Annotated in this window: 17 protein-coding genes; 8 read left to right on the top strand and 9 right to left on the bottom strand. The window is 71.4% G+C overall.

The window, feature by feature from the left end; genetic code table 11:
• Positions 1-90: 90 nt before the first annotated feature.
• The 3 genes from QRX60_RS00255 to QRX60_RS00245 are packed head-to-tail and all read right to left on the bottom strand — an operon-like array spanning position 91 to position 2,486.
• Positions 91-291, bottom strand: a complete 201-nt coding sequence (locus QRX60_RS00255) for a hypothetical protein (protein ID WP_285998769.1) — start codon at positions 289-291, stop codon at positions 91-93.
• Between the two features lie 7 nt (positions 292-298).
• Positions 299-1,408 carry a fatty acid desaturase family protein gene (locus tag QRX60_RS00250; protein WP_285998768.1) on the bottom strand — a complete coding sequence of 370 codons (1,110 nt, stop codon included), beginning with the start codon at positions 1,406-1,408 and terminating at the stop codon, positions 299-301.
• Between the two features lie 10 nt (positions 1,409-1,418).
• Positions 1,419-2,486 (bottom strand): ferredoxin reductase, encoded by a 1,068-nt coding sequence (locus QRX60_RS00245; RefSeq protein WP_285998767.1) that lies wholly within the window; start codon positions 2,484-2,486, stop codon positions 1,419-1,421.
• 193 nt (positions 2,487-2,679) lie between these two features.
• Between QRX60_RS00245 and QRX60_RS00240 the strand changes: the two genes are divergently transcribed.
• From QRX60_RS00240 to QRX60_RS00220, 5 genes are all read left to right on the top strand, one after another.
• Positions 2,680-3,297, top strand: a complete 618-nt coding sequence (locus tag QRX60_RS00240; protein ID WP_285998766.1) for a TetR family transcriptional regulator — start codon at positions 2,680-2,682, stop codon at positions 3,295-3,297.
• 123 nt (positions 3,298-3,420) lie between these two features.
• Positions 3,421-4,533: a Re/Si-specific NAD(P)(+) transhydrogenase subunit alpha gene (locus tag QRX60_RS00235; RefSeq protein ID WP_285998765.1), complete on the top strand. Its 1,113-nt coding sequence runs from the start codon at positions 3,421-3,423 to the stop codon at positions 4,531-4,533.
• A gap of 5 nt (positions 4,534-4,538) precedes the next feature.
• Positions 4,539-4,841, top strand: a complete 303-nt coding sequence (locus tag QRX60_RS00230) for an NAD(P) transhydrogenase subunit alpha (protein WP_072482404.1) — start codon at positions 4,539-4,541, stop codon at positions 4,839-4,841.
• Positions 4,838-6,223, top strand: coding sequence for an NAD(P)(+) transhydrogenase (Re/Si-specific) subunit beta (locus QRX60_RS00225; RefSeq protein WP_285998764.1), 1,386 nt, complete (start codon positions 4,838-4,840; stop codon positions 6,221-6,223). Before QRX60_RS00230 ends, QRX60_RS00225 begins: the two co-directional genes overlap by 4 nt.
• Positions 6,220-6,951, top strand: a complete 732-nt coding sequence (locus QRX60_RS00220; RefSeq protein ID WP_285998763.1) for a lipoate--protein ligase family protein — start codon at positions 6,220-6,222, stop codon at positions 6,949-6,951. The genes QRX60_RS00225 and QRX60_RS00220 overlap by 4 nt, the downstream gene beginning before the upstream one ends.
• A 74-nt stretch (positions 6,952-7,025) precedes the next feature.
• On the opposite strand, the gene QRX60_RS00215 is transcribed toward QRX60_RS00220, so the two are convergent.
• A complete protein-coding gene (locus QRX60_RS00215) occupies positions 7,026-7,442 on the bottom strand; it encodes an Lsr2 dimerization domain-containing protein (protein ID WP_285998762.1) in 417 nt (138 codons plus the stop codon).
• Between the two features lie 137 nt (positions 7,443-7,579).
• On the opposite strand from QRX60_RS00215, the gene QRX60_RS00210 reads away from it, so the two are divergent.
• Entirely contained in the window at positions 7,580-8,974 is a 1,395-nt protein-coding gene (locus QRX60_RS00210; RefSeq protein ID WP_285998761.1) for a dihydrolipoyl dehydrogenase family protein, read from the top strand.
• 17 nt (positions 8,975-8,991) lie between these two features.
• Here QRX60_RS00210 and QRX60_RS00205 read toward each other — a convergent pair whose 3' ends face one another.
• Positions 8,992-11,076, bottom strand: a complete 2,085-nt coding sequence (locus tag QRX60_RS00205) for a hypothetical protein (RefSeq protein WP_285998760.1) — start codon at positions 11,074-11,076, stop codon at positions 8,992-8,994.
• A gap of 272 nt (positions 11,077-11,348) precedes the next feature.
• Here QRX60_RS00205 and QRX60_RS00200 point away from each other — a divergent pair, with 272 nt between their 5' ends.
• Together QRX60_RS00200 and QRX60_RS00195 are read left to right on the top strand one after the other, a co-directional pair.
• A complete protein-coding gene (locus QRX60_RS00200) occupies positions 11,349-11,852 on the top strand; it encodes a DUF3145 domain-containing protein (protein ID WP_285998759.1) in 504 nt (167 codons plus the stop codon).
• Positions 11,853-11,884: 32 nt separating this feature from the next.
• On the top strand, positions 11,885-12,472 hold the full coding sequence (locus QRX60_RS00195) for a hypothetical protein (RefSeq protein WP_285998758.1): 588 nt from the start codon (positions 11,885-11,887) through the stop codon (positions 12,470-12,472).
• A 47-nt stretch (positions 12,473-12,519) separates the two neighbouring features.
• Here QRX60_RS00195 and QRX60_RS00190 read toward each other — a convergent pair whose 3' ends face one another.
• From QRX60_RS00190 to QRX60_RS00175, 4 genes are all read right to left on the bottom strand, one after another.
• Positions 12,520-13,770: a beta-ketoacyl-[acyl-carrier-protein] synthase family protein gene (locus tag QRX60_RS00190; RefSeq protein WP_285998757.1), complete on the bottom strand. Its 1,251-nt coding sequence runs from the start codon at positions 13,768-13,770 to the stop codon at positions 12,520-12,522.
• A 27-nt stretch (positions 13,771-13,797) separates the two neighbouring features.
• A complete protein-coding gene (locus QRX60_RS00185) occupies positions 13,798-14,043 on the bottom strand; it encodes an acyl carrier protein (protein ID WP_004559006.1) in 246 nt (81 codons plus the stop codon).
• Between the two features lie 74 nt (positions 14,044-14,117).
• A complete protein-coding gene (locus QRX60_RS00180; protein ID WP_285998756.1) occupies positions 14,118-15,101 on the bottom strand; it encodes a beta-ketoacyl-ACP synthase 3 in 984 nt (327 codons plus the stop codon).
• Positions 15,098-16,021 (bottom strand): ACP S-malonyltransferase, encoded by a 924-nt coding sequence (locus tag QRX60_RS00175; protein WP_285998755.1) that lies wholly within the window; start codon positions 16,019-16,021, stop codon positions 15,098-15,100. The genes QRX60_RS00180 and QRX60_RS00175 overlap by 4 nt, the downstream gene beginning before the upstream one ends.
• Positions 16,022-16,024: the final 3 nt, after the last annotated feature.

The following is a 16,024-nucleotide window of genomic DNA, read 5'->3' as shown; positions in this document are numbered from 1 at the left end:
ACCCGGCCCGGGGGAAGCGCCCGGCTCCGGCGCCGGGAAAGCGGTGAAGGCCACCTCGAGGAACTCGAGGTGGCCTTCACGAGCCCTGGGTCAGGGGGCGTCCGGGTCGTCTTCCCGGGCCTTCTGCGCGGCTTCGCGCATCTCGATGACGTCGGTCAGCCAGTCGCCCGTCTCGCGGGCGATGTCGCGGATCGCACCGGTGATGATGCTCGCGATGTTGCCGACGTGCGTCGCGGCCGATTCGGTGATCACCTGCAGGGTGTCCTTGTCCCGTTCGAACTGACCCACCATGTCACCCTCACGCTGCTCGGAGCTGCCGGTCGGCTCCCACCGTAGTCGGCGCCGGCGAAGTTCGCGGGAGAGCCAGCTTCACGAGCTTCTTCGCCACCGACCAGAGCTGCTTGTGCAGCGGGCCCGTGTGGTACGGCAGGCCGTACTTCTCGCAGATCGCGCGCACCTCGCCGGCGATCTGCGGGTAGCGGCGCGCCGGGATGTCCGGGAACAGGTGGTGTTCGATCTGGTGCGACAGGTTCCCGCTCATGATGTGGAACAGCGGGCCGCCGGTGATGTTCGCCGAGCCGAGGATCTGGCGCAGGTACCACTGCCCGCGCGACTCGTTCTCGGTCTCCTCCTCGGTGAAGCTCTCGACCTCGGCGGGGAAGTGCCCGCAGAAGATGATCGAGAACGACCACAGGTTGCGGACCAGGTTCGCGGTCGCGTTGCCGGCGAAGGTCAGCGGCGCGAGCGGGCCGGTCAGCAGCGGGAACAGCACGTAGTCCTTGCCGACCTGCCGGGACGCCTTCTTGACCATCTTCCGGACGACCTCGGTGGTGTCCGACCACTTGCGCTCGCCCTTGACGATCCGGTCGAACTCCAGGTCGTGCAGCATCACGCCCCACTGGAAGAACACCGCCAGCAGCGCCGCGTACGCCGGGTTGCCCAGGTAGTACGGGTGCCACTTCTGGGCGGGGTCCATCCGCAGGACGCCGTAACCGATGTCGCGGTCCTTGTCGAGGATGTTCGTGTACGTGTGGTGGATGTAGTTGTGCGAGTGCCGCCAGTTCTCGGCGGGCGCCACGTTGTCCCACTCGAAGCGCTGCGAGCTCAGCGCCGGGTCGCGCGTCCAGTCGTACTGGCCGTGCATGACGTTGTGGCCGATCTCCATGTTGTCGAGGACCTTGGCCAGCGACAGCGCGCCGACGCCGGCGAGCCACGCGGGCGGGAAGAACCCGGCGAACAGCAGCGCCCGCCCGGCGACCTCCAGGCCGCGCTGCGTCTTGATGACGTTGTGGATGTAGTCGACGTCTTCCTGGCCGAGGTCGTCGACGGTCCGCTGCCGCAGCTCGTCGAGCTCGCGCCCGAATTCTTCGACCTGCTCGGGGGTCAGGCGATCCTGAAGACCGGTCATGGTGGGCTCCTTAAGCGTCGATCTCGACGTCCCCGACCGGGACGGAGATGCAGAGCTGGATTTCTTCGTCTTCTTCGCCGGAGATCTCGCCCGTCTTGGCGTTGCGGACGCGCCCGGCGGTCTTGAGCTGGGTGCAGGAGAAGCAGATGCCCATCCGGCAGCCGTGCTCCGGGGACAGGCCCGCTTCCTCGGCCTGCTCCAGCAACGGCTTCCCCGAGTTGGCGCACTCGCGTCCGCTGCGCTTGAACCGGACCTGGCCCTCGGCGTTCGCCGTGTCGAAGGTCAGCGCCGGCGGAGTGAACTCCTCGGTGTGCACGCGTTCACCCAAATGATCACGCACGGCGTCCATCAGCGGCTTCGGGCCGCAGACGAACGCCTCCGCGTCGCGGAACCACGGCGCCACGCGCGCGAGGTGCTCCGGCGCGAAGAAACCGTTCAGGTCGCCGCCCTTCGAGTGCGTGTAGGCGTGCACGACCCGCAGCCCGGGGTGCCGGGCGGCGAGCTCGGCCAGTTCGGTGCGGTACAGCGCGTCGGCCGGCCCGTTCGAGTACTGCACGAACACGATCTCGCCGGTGTGGCCCTCGGTCACGAGCGTGCGCGCCATGGCGAGCACCGGCGTGATGCCGCTGCCGCCCGCGATCAGCAGCACGCGGCCCGGGCGGGCGGCGGGCAGCGTGAACCCACCGTCCGGAGTGGACAGGTTGAGCACCGAGCCGACGCCGATCGCGCGGTTCAGGTGCCCGGAGACCAGGCCCTGCTCCTTGACCGTGAACTCGAGTTCGCCGTCGTACTGCGAACCGCACGGTGAATAGCAGCGCGTGCGCCGGACGCCGTCGATCTCCACCTGCAGGCGGACGTACTGCCCGGCGGTGAAGCCGGGCCACGCGCGGCTGGGCTTGACGGTGAGGGTGACGCTGTCCGGCGTCTGCTTGCGCACCGCCGTGACCAGGCCGCGGATCTCGCGGCGCACCAGCATCGGGTCGACGAGCTCCAGGTAGCGGTCCATCCCGTGCGGTGTCAGCAGCGCCTCGGCCAGCGAAGCGAGGCTGCGCACCCGCCGGGGGATGAGCGCCGTCATCGGACCTCCTCAGTTACAGTGAACGACTGTACACTGAATAGTGCACTGCAGAAGTGGAGCAGCTGTCAACGCGGAAGGCGGAGTATGTGACGTGAGCAACGCGGTGGACGCTGTGTTCAGCGGGGCTCCGCCCCGGCCCCCGGCAGGGGGCAGGCCCCCTGCACCCCCCAAAGAAGTCCGTACGCTGGACCCCGTGTCCGAAGAGCCAGTAAGTCGTCAGGAGCGCAAGCAGCGCACGCGCCAGGCGTTGCTGGACACCGCCCTGGACCTGCTGGCCGACCGCTCGTTCGCGACGCTGTCCCTGCGTGAGGTCGCGAAGGGCGCCGGCCTGGTGCCGACGGCGTTCTACCGGCACTTCGCCTCGATGGAGGAGCTCGGCGTCGCGCTCGTCGAAGAAGCGACGCGCACACTGCGCGGCATGATGCGTTCGGCGCGCGCCGATCCCGACACCTACCAGGGCATGATCAGCGCTTCGGTGGCCACGGTCCACCAATTCGTCCGGGCGAACGAGGACCATTTCCGGTTCCTGACGCGCGAGCGCTACGGCGGCGGTCCGCTCGCCCGCGCCATCGCCGTCGAACTGCGCATGTTCTCCGGCGACCTCGCGATCGACCTCGCCCGGTTCACCCCGCTGCGCGCGTGGAGCACCGAAGACCTGCACATGCTGGCCGACTTGATCGTTTCCGTGATGATCACGACCACGGTCGAACTGCTGGAGGCCCGCCCCGGTGAAGACGCGAAAATCACCGGAACGGCGGAAAAACGGCTGCGCCTGATCCTGCTCGGCATCCCCCGGTGGAAAACCGGCTGAACGGTTCTCCGACGGCGCTCGTATCTTCTGGCACAACCCCCGGACTTGCGACCCACGTCACTGGGGAGTGTCGGTCCGACGTGGTACAACCCTCGGATCGTGCCTCGCCGATGAGGAGGTCGTGTGGCCGACAGCGAACAGCATCAGCAGCTCACCGTGGGTGTGGTGACCGAGTCACGCCCCGGGGAGCGCCGGGTCGCCATGGTGCCCAAACTGGTCGGGAGGCTCGCGCAGCGAGGGTTGCGCGTCCTGGTCGAACCGGGCGCCGGGTCCCGCGCGCACCTGAGTGACGACGCGTACACCCAGGCGGGCGCCGAACTCGGCGACGCGTGGGGCGCCGACATCGTCGTGAAGGTCAACCCGCCCGCGCCCGAAGAAGTCGCGAAGCTGGCCCGGGGCACCGTCCTCGTCGGCTTCCTCGACCCGCGCGGCAACCCGGACGGGCTCGCGAAGCTCGAAGAAGCGGGCCTGCGGGCGTTCGCGATGGAGGCGATCCCGCGGATCTCCCGGGCGCAGGCGATGGACGCGCTGTCGTCGCAGGCCAGCATCGGCGGCTACCGCGCGGTGCTGCTCGCGGCCCAGAAGCTCCCGCGCTTCTTCCCGATGCTCACCACCGCGGCGGGCACCGTGCCGCCGGCCAAGGTGCTGGTGCTCGGCGCCGGCGTCGCCGGCCTGCAGGCGCTGGCCACGGCGAAGCGGCTCGGCGCGCAGACCACCGGCTACGACGTCCGGCCCGAGGTCGGCGAGCAGGTCAAGTCGCTCGGCGCGCAGTTCCTGGACCTCGGCATCGAGGCGGTCGGCGAAGGCGGGTACGCCCGCGAGCTGACGCCGGAGGAGCGCGAGGAGCAGCAGCGGCGGCTCACCGAGGCCATCACGAAGTTCGACGTCGTGATCACCACGGCGCTGGTGCCGGGCCGCAAGGCGCCGACGCTGGTCACCGCGGACGCGGTCAAGGGCATGCCGGCCGGGTCGGTCGTCGTCGACCTCGCCGGTGAGACCGGCGGCAACTGCGAACTGACCAAGCCGGGCGAGGACGTCGTGGAGCACGACGTCACCATCTCCTCCCCGCTGAACCTGCCCGCCGAAATGCCCTCGCACGCCAGCGAGCTGTACGCGCGCAACGTCACCGAGCTGCTGGAGCTGCTCGTGACGAAGGAAGGCGCGCTGGAGCTGAACTTCGAAGACGAGATCGTCGCCGGTGCCTGCGTGGCCGGGCGCGAAGGGAGTACTTCGTGAGCCCATTGGTGCAGAACCTGGCGGTGCTCGTGCTCGCCGGGTTCGTCGGCTTCGCCGTCATCTCGAAGGTGCCCAACACCCTGCACACCCCGCTGATGTCCGGCACCAACGCCATCCACGGCATCGTGCTGCTCGGCGGGCTCGTCGTGCTCGGCCTCGGCGTCGACGGCGTCTTCAACAAGATCCTGCTCGTGATCGCGATCGCCTTCGGCACGATCAACGTCGTCGGCGGGTTCCTGGTCACCGACCGGATGCTGTCGATGTTCAAGGGCAAGAAGCCCGCGCCGGCCGAGGAGGACGAGAAGTGACCGACTTCATCGCGATCCTCTACATCATCGCGTTCGCCCTCTTCATCTACGGCCTGATGGGCCTCACCGGCCCGCGCACCGCCGTCCGCGGCAACTGGATCGCCGCCGTCGGCATGGGCATCGCCGTCGTCGCGACCCTGCTCACCCCGGGCATGGGCAACTGGCTGCTCATCGTCCTCGGTGTCGGGATCGGCGTGCTCGTCGGCGTCCCGTCGGCGCGCAAGGTCAAGATGACCGCGATGCCGCAGATGGTGGCGCTGTTCAACGGCGTCGGCGGCGGCGCGGTCGCGCTCATCGCCTGGGTCGAGTTCAACTCCACCGACGGCTACGCGCACGAGCCCGCCTACATCGCGATCGCGTCGCTGTTCGCCGCGATCATCGGGTCGATCTCCTTCTGGGGCTCGAACATCGCCTTCGGCAAGCTGCAGGAGCTGATCAGCGGCCGCCCGATCACGATGGGCAAGCTGCAGCAGCCGGTCAACGCCCTGCTCCTGCTGATCGCGCTGGCCTGCGCGGTGATCATCGTCGCGGGCGGCGACTCCGGCTTCCTGATCGTCGGGCTGCTCGTCGCGGCCGGCATCCTCGGCCTCACCGTCGTGCTGCCGATCGGCGGCGCGGACATGCCGGTGGTGATCTCGCTGCTCAACGCGTTCACCGGGCTCTCGGCCGCGGCGATGGGCCTGGCGCTGGACAACACGGCGCTGATCGTGGCCGGCATGATCGTCGGCGCGTCCGGCTCGATCCTGACCAACCTGATGGCCAAGGCGATGAACCGGTCCATCCCGGCGATCGTCGCGGGCGGCTTCGGCGGCGGCCCGGCGGTCGCGTCCGGCGGGCCGAAGGAGGCGCGGCCGGTGCGCTCGACGAGCGCGGCCGACACCGCGATCCAGATGGCGTACGCCAGCAAGGTCGTCGTCGTGCCGGGTTACGGCATGGCCGTGGCGCAGGCGCAGCACACCGTCCGCGAGATGGCGAAGCTGCTGGAGAAGAAGGGCATCACGGTCGAGTACGCGATCCACCCGGTCGCCGGCCGGATGCCCGGGCACATGAACGTGCTGCTCGCCGAGGCCGACGTGCCGTACGAGCAGCTCAAGGAGATGGACGAGATCAACTCCGAGTTCGCCCAGACCGACGTCGCGCTGGTGATCGGCGCGAACGACGTCACCAACCCGGCCGCGCAGAACGACCCGAGCTCGCCGATCTACGGGATGCCGATCCTCAAGGTCAACGAGAGCCGGTCCGTGATCGTCTTGAAACGCAGTATGAGCTCGGGCTTCGCCGGGATCGACAACGACCTGTTCTACGATCCGAAGACCAGCATGCTCTTCGGCGACGCCAAGACGTCGGTGGGCGAGATCGTGGAGGAACTCAAGGCGTTATGACGACCGGGTCGGACGTGCGTGCGGCATTCACCGATCCGGCCGAGAACCTGGCGTTCGACGAAGCGCTCCTCCGGGTTGCGCCCGAGTCACCGGTGCTGTGGCTCTGGCGCAACCCGGTCTGCGTCGTGGTGGGGCGCGGCCAGCGGATCGCGCGCGAAGTGCGGGTCGAGGAGTGCGCCCGCGACGGCGTCCCGGTGCTGCGGCGGGCCAGCGGCGGCGGCACCGTGTTCCACGACCCGGGCAACCTGAACGTGACCCTGGTCCTGCCGGGGCCCACCGACCGGCCGCTGGAGACGCTCGGCAAGGTGATGAGCGCCGCGGTCGACCAGCTCGGGCTGGTGCCGCGGATCGGCGACCGCGGCCTGTTCGTCGACGACGCGAAGCTGTGCGGGTTCGCCGTGTTCCGCACCAAGACCGGGCTGCTGGCGCATTCGACGCTGCTGGTCGAGACGTCGGCCGCGCTGGTCGGCCGCTACCTGACGAGCGCGCCGCCGGACCCGCGGCCGCTCGACTCCCACCGCAGCCCCGTGGCGTCGCTGGCCGAGCACGGGCTGCGGCCCGGGTTCCCGTCGGTCGCGGCGGCGGTCCGGGCGGCGGCGTCGCAGATCCTCGGGACGCTGGTGCCGCGCCCGCCGTCGGCGGCCGAGCTGGGCCGCCAGCGCGCGCTGCTGCACACGCGGTACCGGTACCCCTCCTGGCACGCGGACGGCGCCCAGCGCGCGGCCTGAAAGCCGTGAAGGCCTCCTTACCGGCCATAAGAGCCGGGAAGGAGGCCTTCACGGACCTCGTGTCTACTGTGGACCTACGGGTGCTCCGCCGCGGAGAACGTGACGCCCGGCACCTTCTTCGCCGTCGCCCGCGTGGTCTTCTTGGGCTCCGCCGCCTTCCGGGTGCGCGGGGTCTTCGCGGGCTCGGCCTTCACCGGGGCGGCCTTCGTCTTGGCCGTGGTCTTCGGCGCCGCGGCCGTGGCCGTCCGGCGACCGGCGACCGCCTTCGCGCGCGGCCTCTTCGCGCCCGGGACGATCCGCGGCCGGCGCTTGCGGCCGCCGGTGCGGCGACCGGCGTCGGCGTAGCGCTGCAGCAGTTCGCGCAGGGCGTCGGCGTTGGCGAAGGAGAGGTCGATGTCGTAGTCGATGCCGTCGAGCCCGAACCCGACGGTCTCGGCGGCGGGCTCGCCGGTGAGATCATCCAGGACCTGCACAGCCGTGTTCTTGGCCACGACAAACCTCCCGTGCTCGAACGTGGTATTCGCGCGCACCGGGGCCGACGGCACCCGGGCCGCCGATGTCTTGCAGCTTCGAAGACGAGGATAACCGCTGGCTTGCGTGATCCCGCGTGGTGGTGTGCGCTGAAGCCATGTCTGGACAGACTTTTGACGTAGTGGTGATCGGCGCGGGTCCGGTGGGGGAGGTGGCCGCCGAACGAGCGGCCCGCGGGGGCCTGAAGGTCGCCCTCGTCGAGCACGAGCGCTTCGGCGGCGAGTGCTCCTACTGGGCTTGCATCCCCAGCAAGGCGTTGCTGCGGCCGGGAAACCTCCTCGCCGCGGCCAAGCGGATCCCCGGTGTGCCGGTCGGCGACCGGCTCGACCCCGCGGCGGTGTTCGCGCGCCGTGACTGGTTCACCGGCAAGGGCGACGACTCGGGGCAGGTCGAGTGGGCCCGCGGGGTGGGCGTCGAGCCGATCCGCGGGCACGGCGAGATCACCGGTGAGCGGGAAGTGACCCTGGACGGCGACCGCGTGCTGACCGCGCGGCACGCGGTGATCGTGTGCACCGGCAGCGTGCCGCACACGCCGTCGATCCCCGGGCTCGACACGATCCGGCCGTGGGGCTCGCGGGAAGCGACGTCGGCGGAGTCCGTGCCGGCCCGGCTGGGCATCCTCGGCGGCGGCGTGGTCGGCGTCGAGATGGCGCAGGCGTTCGCGTCGCTGGGCTCGGAGGTGCACCTGGTGATCACCGGCGAGCGGCCGCTGCCGCGCAACGCCGCGTTCGCCGGCGACCTCGTGCTGCACGGGCTGCGCGAAGCCGGCGCATACGTGCACACGGAGTCCGGGGTCGAGCGGGTCGCCGCGGGTGCCTCCGGGACCGAGCTGACGCTGAAGGACGGCGAGACGATCGTCGTCGACGAGTTCCTGGTGGCGACCGGGCGCCGTCCCGCGACCGCCGGGCTCGGCCTCGACGCGTTCGGGGTCGAGGCCGGCCGCGCGCTGGAGACCGACGACACCGGCCGGGTGTCCGCAGTGGACGGAGGCTGGCTGTTCGCGGCGGGCGACGTCACCGGCCGCGCCCCGCTGACCCACCAGGGCAAGTACGGCGCCCGCGCGGCCGGTGACACGGTGGCGGCGCTGGCCGCGGGGACGCCGGTGTCTTCGGAGCCGTGGAGCCGGTTCACCGCGACGGCCGACCACCACGCGGTGCCGCAGGTGGTGTTCACCGACCCGGAGGTCGCGGCCGTCGGCCTGGCGGACGCGCGGCCCGGTTCGGCCGACCGGGTCGTCGACATCGACATCGCGGTGGCGGGCTCGTCGCTGCACGCCGACGGCTACACCGGCAAGGCCCGGATCGTCGTCGACACCGAGCGGAACGTCCTGCTCGGCGTGACGTTCGTCGGCCAGGACGTCTCGGAGCTGGTGCACTCGGCGACGGTCGCGATCGTCGGCGAGGTGCCGCTCGACCGGCTGTGGCACGCGGTGCCGTCGTTCCCGACGATCAGCGAGGTGTGGCTGCGGCTGCTGGAGGCCTACGGGCTCTAGTCACCGAGCGGGCCCCGTCACTGGGCGGGCAGGTCCAGGGCGGCTTTCGCGGCCCGGGCCAGGCCGGGGTCGTCCGGAGTGGACGGTCCCGGCGCCCAGACCGCCTGGACGATCCGCACGGAGGTGCCTTCGGCCCGGGAGGTGTAGGCGGCGTTCTCGAACTGCGGCGGCGGGGTGGCGCCCCACTTCCCGGTCTCGGAGGCGAGGTCGAGGATCCCGCCCCCGCCGGGGGTGTCGGCGACGGCCTTGAAGGCGGCGGCCTGAGCGGCATCGGGGAACTCGACGATCCCGACGGTGACGGCGGCGGCCCGGCCGTCGACGGTGGCGGCGTAGGACGCGCGCCGGACGCCGGAGCAGCTGGTCTGCTGCAGGCTGGCCTGGGCGTCCCCGAAGGCGTGGGAAGCACACCGCTGGTCGCGATCGGCGGCGCGCAGGGCGAACTGGAGGCTCTGCGCGGGCGCGGTGGTGCTCGAGGGCGGCGGCTGGGTCGCCGGGGTGGGCGGCCCGGTGGGAGCGGCGGCGGTGTCGTCCCCGGAGGTGGCGACGGCGATGGCGGCGACGACCAGGGCGATCAGGAGACCGATCGCCGCGAGGGGCAGCCAGCGGACGGTCTTCGAGGTCGAGGCGGCTTGGCGGGGAGCCGGCCGTGGGGTGGGGAAGGGCTGCGGCCGGCCGGCGGTCGCGGGTTCGGGGAGCAGCAGACTGGTTTGGTCGAGCGTGACGGCACGAGGAGCGCTTCGCTCGGGCTTCGGCGACTGCGGGGCTTGTCCGAGTGCGGCGGCGCCGGGCTCGGCGGGGCGCGGGCCGGTTCGGCCGGGCGCGGCTGGGAAGCCGAGGTTCTCGGTGCGTTCGGTGTCGTCCGCGAGCGAAGAATCGTCGCCCGTCCGGGCGGAACCCGGAAGCGGCGGTGGCGCGGCCGCGCCGGGGAACAGCGGGAGGGCGCGGGAGTCTTCTTGCGCGGGAACCGGGAGTACTTCGGTGCGCTCGGAATCCGGGGGGAGAGCCGATGCTCCGTCGCCGGAGTGCGGCGAGGAGACGGCGAGATCCGCTTCGGGCACGGGCTCGGCAGCTCGCGACCCGGCGCCGGGCTCCGGGTGCTCGCCGTCAGCGGAGGTGGCCGTGGGTTCGGGGTTCTCGGTGGGGGCGGCCGCGGGTTCGCCGGGTTCTGAGTTCTCGGTGGCGGCGGCCGTGTTTTCGGGCTCTGGGTCCTCGGTAGAGGTGGCCGTCGGTTCGGCGGGCTCTGAGTTCTCGAGGGAGACGGCCGCGAGTTCGGCGGATTCCGGATCTTCGGTGGAGACGGCTGCGGAATCCGAGTTTTCGGCAAAAGCCGACGCCGGCTCCGGGTCCTCGGCGGGCACGGGCTCGGGCCCGGCCGGAACCGGAGTTCTGCTCTGCCACCCGGCTCCGCCCGCGGCAGCCACACCCGCGGCAGCCGCTCCGCCCTGACTCGGCACCGCCGGGCCACTGTCCCAAAGGGACTCCGGCGGCGAGTCGTCGGTGAACCGGCTGAACCCCTCGCCCAGCAGCACCTCGTCCGAAAACTCCGGTGCCTCCGGGGCCAGCCCGCGGATCAGCGCCCGCACCTGGTCCACCGACCGGGGCCGGTGGGCCGTCGCCAGCGACACCGTCGCCGCCAGCATCGTCGTCGGTGTCGGGTGCAGGACCCGGACCGGGCCCGCCAGGTCCCCGGCCGGCTGGTCGACCGTCTCCACGTACGGTCCTACCGCGACGATCGTCCCCACCGGGCCCGTCCCCGGCACCAGCGAAGCGATCCGCCGCTCGCACGCCTGGGAGACGTCCAATGCTTCCGTCGCCGGGTTGATCGCGTCGTCGTCGGCGACCAGGGGCCAGCCGTCGGCCTTCCACTCCGCTCCCAGCGGGGCTTCCAGCCGCAGCGCCGGGTCCGGGAGGTCCACGCCGATCACGATGATCACGCCGTGGGGCAGCAGGACCACCGCCTCGATCGGGCGCTCGGTCACCGAGCCGACGCCCACCAGCGCGATCCCGCCGATGACGGTGCTGCCACGGCCGAGGGATGCCAGCGCCGCCCGGACGTCGTCGGCCACCCGGGACTGCTGCCGCTCCAGGCGCACCAGTCGCACCGAAACCCCTCCCTGCTCGTCGTTCCGGTCCATCACGCTAGCGCGCGCGGTGGTATCCATCGTGCGACACGGGGACGACGCGGCCGCGAGCCCACCGAAAGTGGGGCCCTGGGTGACTTGTGGTGTTCATGTGGCCAAACAGCACGGTTGGGGTGCAGAATGTGCTACAACGCATCGGAGGCGGCATTCGGGAGCCGCACTGAGGCCGCGCTGCAGCTCGAAGTAGGGCGTAGGGGAAGACGTCCCTCGTCGAGCAACAAGCGGAGGTAGCAGTGAGCACCCGTGGCAGCACCCGAGGTGTGGTGTACGTCCACTCGTCGCCGTCTGCGGTATGTCCGCACGTCGAGTGGGCCATTTCGGGCACCCTGGGTGCCCGCGTTAACCTGAAGTGGACGGCGCAGCCGGCCAGCCCGGGTCAGCTTCGCGCCGAGTGCGGCTGGCGCGCGCCCGCGGGCAGCGGCGCCAGACTGGCGTCCGCCCTCAAGGCGTGGCCGATGATTCGGTTCGAGGTCACCGAAGAGCCCAGCGCGGGCGTCGACGGCGAACGGTTCTGCTTCGCGCCCGGCCTCGGCCTGTGGCACGGGCGGACCAGCGCCAACGGCGACATCGTGGTGGGCGAAGACCAGCTGCGCGCCCTCGTGGCCATGACCCGCGGGGGTGAGTCGCTCGCGCACAAGCTCGACGAACTCCTCGCCGCGAGCTGGGACGAGGCGCTCGAGCCCTACCGCCACGCCGGCGACGGCGCGCCGGTGACCTGGCTGCACCAGGTCGGCTAGCCGCGGGAGGGGGTGCCGGTACGCTTTGCGGCGTGACCACCCCCGCCCCCAGCTCCCGCCAGCGCTGGCTGGTGCCCGTCGTGGTCGTGGTGCTCTCCGTGACCGTGGGCGCCGGCCTGCTCGCGCGCGAGGTCTACCGCCGTCCCGACCAGCCGGCCGACGAGACCACCGTCTCGACGGCTCCGCCGTCGTCGGCCACCGGCGGCGCATCGGCGGGCCTCGTCGAGATGACCGACGACGCGAACGCGCACCCGCAGGCCGAAGCCGTGCACGCGCTCCTCGAAACGTACTTCGCGGCCATCAACGCCAAGCAGTACCAGCAGTGGACGACGACCGTCAGCAGCGAACGGATCGCGCGTCAGCCGCTCGCCGACTGGCGGAAGGGCGTCAGGTCCACAACGGACTCCAACGCGCTGGTCTACCGGATCGAGCGCGGCGCCAACGCGTCGCTGCGGGTCCTCGTCGGCTTCACCAGCAGGCAGGAGAAAGCCGACGCCCCGGACTTCTTCCCGGAAACCTGCATCAAGTGGCGCCTGGTGCTGCCGGTGATCGCCGAGCGGAGCGGGTTGAAGATCGACGCCGTCGACAACGGGCCGCCGCCCGAGCACGAAAAATGCTGAAAAAGGGGCCCGGCCGAAGCCGGGCCCCTTTTTTCGTCGCTACGAACTCAGGCGGCCGGGGTGAACAGCAGCGCGGTGTTGTGCCCGCCGAAGCCGAACGAGTTGCTGATCGCCGCGGTCAGCTCGACCTTGCGGGCCTCGCCCGACACGACGTCCAGCTGCACCCGCGGGTCCAGGTCGGTCAGGTTCAGGGTGGCCGGCACGATGCCGTGGTAGATCGACAGGATCGTGATGATCCCCTCGACCGCGCCGGCACCGCCGACGAGGTGGCCCAGCGCGCCCTTCGGCGCCGTCACGACCGGGTGTTCCCCGACCGCGTTGCGGATCGCCGCCGCCTCGCCGATGTCACCGACCACAGTGGACGTCGCGTGGGCGTTCACGTGCCCGACGTCCGCGGCGGTCACGCCGGCCATCTTCATCGCCGCGCGCATCGCGGCGATCTGGCCGATGCCCTCGGGGTGGTTGCCCGTGATGTGGTAGGCGTCCGAGGTGATGCCGTGCCCGGCGATCGTCGCGTAGATCCGTGCCCCACGCGCCTTCGCCAGGTCGGCGCGCTCCAGGATGACCACGCCGGAGCCTTCGCCGAGGACGAAGCCGTCGCGGCTCGCGTCGAACGGACGTGACGCGCTCGCCGGGTCGTCGTTGCGCGTGGACACCGTGCGGGCCTGGGCGAACCCGGCCAGCGTGATCGGGTGGATGCACGCTTCGGCGCCCCCGGCGACCACGACGTCGGCGCGGCCGGAGCGGATCATCTCCACCCCGCTCGCGATGCCCTCGGCACCGGAAGCGCAGGCCGAGGCCGGGGAGTGCACCCCGGCCCGCGCCTTCAGGTCGATGCCCACGTGCGCGGCCGGGCCGTTCGGCATCAGCATCGGCACGGTCAGCGGCGACACCTTGCGGAGACCCTGCTGGTGCAACAGATCGTTCTGGGTGAGCAGGGTGACCGGGCCGCCGACGCCGGTGCCGATCGACACGCCGAGGCGGTCGGGGTCGACGTCCGTGTGCTCGTCCGTCGGTTCCGAGTACCCGGCGTCGGCCCACGCCTGGCGGGCGGCGATCAGTGCGACCTGCTCGCAGCGGTCCAGCCGGCGGGCCTGCACCCGCGGAAGGACCTCCGACGGATCGACGGCCAGCATGCCGCCGATCTTGACCGGCAGCTGCAGCTCCTCGACCCAGTCGGCCTCGATCGTCCGGATCCCGCTCCGCCCGGCCAGCAGACCGTCCCAGGTGGACGTCACGTCCCCGCCGAGCGGTGTGGTGGCGCCGAGACCGGTGATCACGACGTCGATGTTGCTCATGGGAGTCTCCTCAAGGAGGGAACAGACTTACTTGGAGTTGGCCGACACGTAGTTCACGGCGTCGCCCACGGTCTTCAGGTTGGCGAGCTCGTCGTCCGGGATCTTGACGCCGAACTTGTCCTCGGCCTGCACGGCGATCTCGACCATCGACAGCGAGTCGATGTCCAGGTCGTCCACGAACGACTTCTCGGCGGTGACGTCGTCCTGAGCCACACCGGCCACCTCTTCGACGATCTCGGCGAGGCCGGCGAGGATCTCAGCGTTGTCAGCCATGGGGTTGTTCCCTTCTCGGTGTTTCTTGGGTCTGGATGCCCTCGGGCGAGTGCCCGCGGGGAGCGTAACGGTGATCAGGGGCAGACGAACGCCTGCCCGGCGTAGGACAGGCCCGCGCCGAACCCGACCGCCAGCACGACGTCGCCCGGCTTCGCCGTCCCGGCCTTGCGCATGTGGTCCAGCGCGAGGGGGATGGACGCCGACGAGGTGTTGCCGGAGTACTTGATGTCGTCGGCGACGACCATGTCTTCGCGGGCGCCGTTGGCCCGCAGCTTCTTCGCGATCGCCTCGACGATGCGCAGGTTCGCCTGGTGCGGGATCAGCACGTCCACATCGGACGGCTTGAGCCCGGCGGCGTCGAGCGCCTGCATCGCGATCGGCGCGATCTTCGTGGTCGCCCACCGGAAGACCGACTGGCCCTCCTGGTAGATGTACTTGTCGTCGCGCATGTAGATCAGGTCGACCAGGTCGCCCGCGCTGCCCCAGGTGACCGGGCCGATCCCCGGCTCGTCGGCCGCGCCGACGACCGCGGCGCCCGCGCCGTCGGCGAAGATGATCGCGTTGGCCCGGTCGACCGGGTCGACCGAGTCGGTGAGCTTCTCCGCGCCGATGACGAGGACCTTCTTCGCCGAGCCGGCCCGGATGAGGTCGGAGGCGACGCCGAGGCCGTAGCAGAACCCGGCGCACGCGGCGTTGAGGTCGAACGCGCCGGGGCTCGGGATGCCGATCCGCGCGGCCACCTGGGCGGCGGCGTTCGGGATCAGCGTCGGCATGGTGCAGTTCGGCAGGATCACCGTGTCCACTTCGGACGGGTCGACGCCGGCGTCGGCCAGCGCGGCGGTGCCCGCGGCGACGGCGAAGTCGGTGAGCGACTCGTCCTTCTCGGCGAACCGGCGCTCGATGATCCCGACGCGGTCACGGATCCACTGGTCGTTGGTCTCCATGAGCTGCGAAAGGTCGTCGTTGGTGACGATCTTGTCCGGCTGCGCGCTGCCGATGCCCAGCACGCGGCTGCCGCGGGAGCCGGGGTTGAGGCTCAGGGCGGGTCGGTCGGTCACGAGGCGTCCTCCTGGCGCAGCGCCGCCAGCTCGGCCGGCGTCTTCAGCGCGGTGGTAGTGGTGACGACGCCCTTGAGCTGCCGCTTGACCAGGCCGGTCAGCGTGCCCGCGGGCGCGAGTTCGACGGTGCGGGTGACGCCGAGGGAGACCAGGCCGTCCATCGTCAGGTCCCAGCGGACCGACCGGGTGACCTGCGCGACGAGGCGCTCCAGGTACTCGGCCCCGCTGGTGACGACCGCGCCGTCCGCGTTGGACAGCAGCGGGCGGGTCGGGTCGGCCGGGGTCAGCTCGGCGGCGTGGGCGCGCAGCGCCTCTTCGGCGGGCGCCATGTACTGCGTGTGGAACGCGCCGGCGACCTTGAGGGCGCGGATCTTCGTGCCTTCGAGGGGCTCGGCGACGATCTTCGCGATGGCGTCGGCGGCACCGGAGGCGACGATCTGCCCCGCTCCGTTGCGGTTCGCGGCGGTCAGGCCCTGTGCTTCGAGCCACGCGACGACCTGCTCGGGGTCCCCGAGCATGACCGCGGCCATCGACGTCGGTTCCAGCGCGCACGCCTTCGCCATCTCGGCGCCCCGGACGGCGGCGAGCGCGACGGCGTCTTCGGGCTTCAGCACCCCGGCGATCGCGGCGGCGGCGAGCTCGCCGACGGAGTGCCCGGCGACCGGCGCGTCCGCGGGCACCGGCGCGGTGGCCTGGAGGTGTTCGAAGGTGAGCAGCGACAGCGCGACGATCAACGGCTGCGCGACCGCGGTGTCCTGGATCTCGTCGGCGTCCGCCTCGGTGCCGAGGCGGAGCAGGTCGAGGCCCGCGCGCTCGGACCACAGCGCGACACGCTCGCGCGCGCCGTCGAGGTCGAGCCAGGGCGTGAACATGCCGGGGGCCTGGGACCCCTGACCGGGAGCGAGGACTGCTGCTGTCACCCT

The organism is Amycolatopsis mongoliensis, assembly GCF_030285665.1.
GTDB lineage: Bacteria > Actinomycetota > Actinomycetes > Mycobacteriales > Pseudonocardiaceae > Amycolatopsis > Amycolatopsis mongoliensis.
This window is presented reverse-complemented; position numbering and strand designations above follow the sequence as displayed.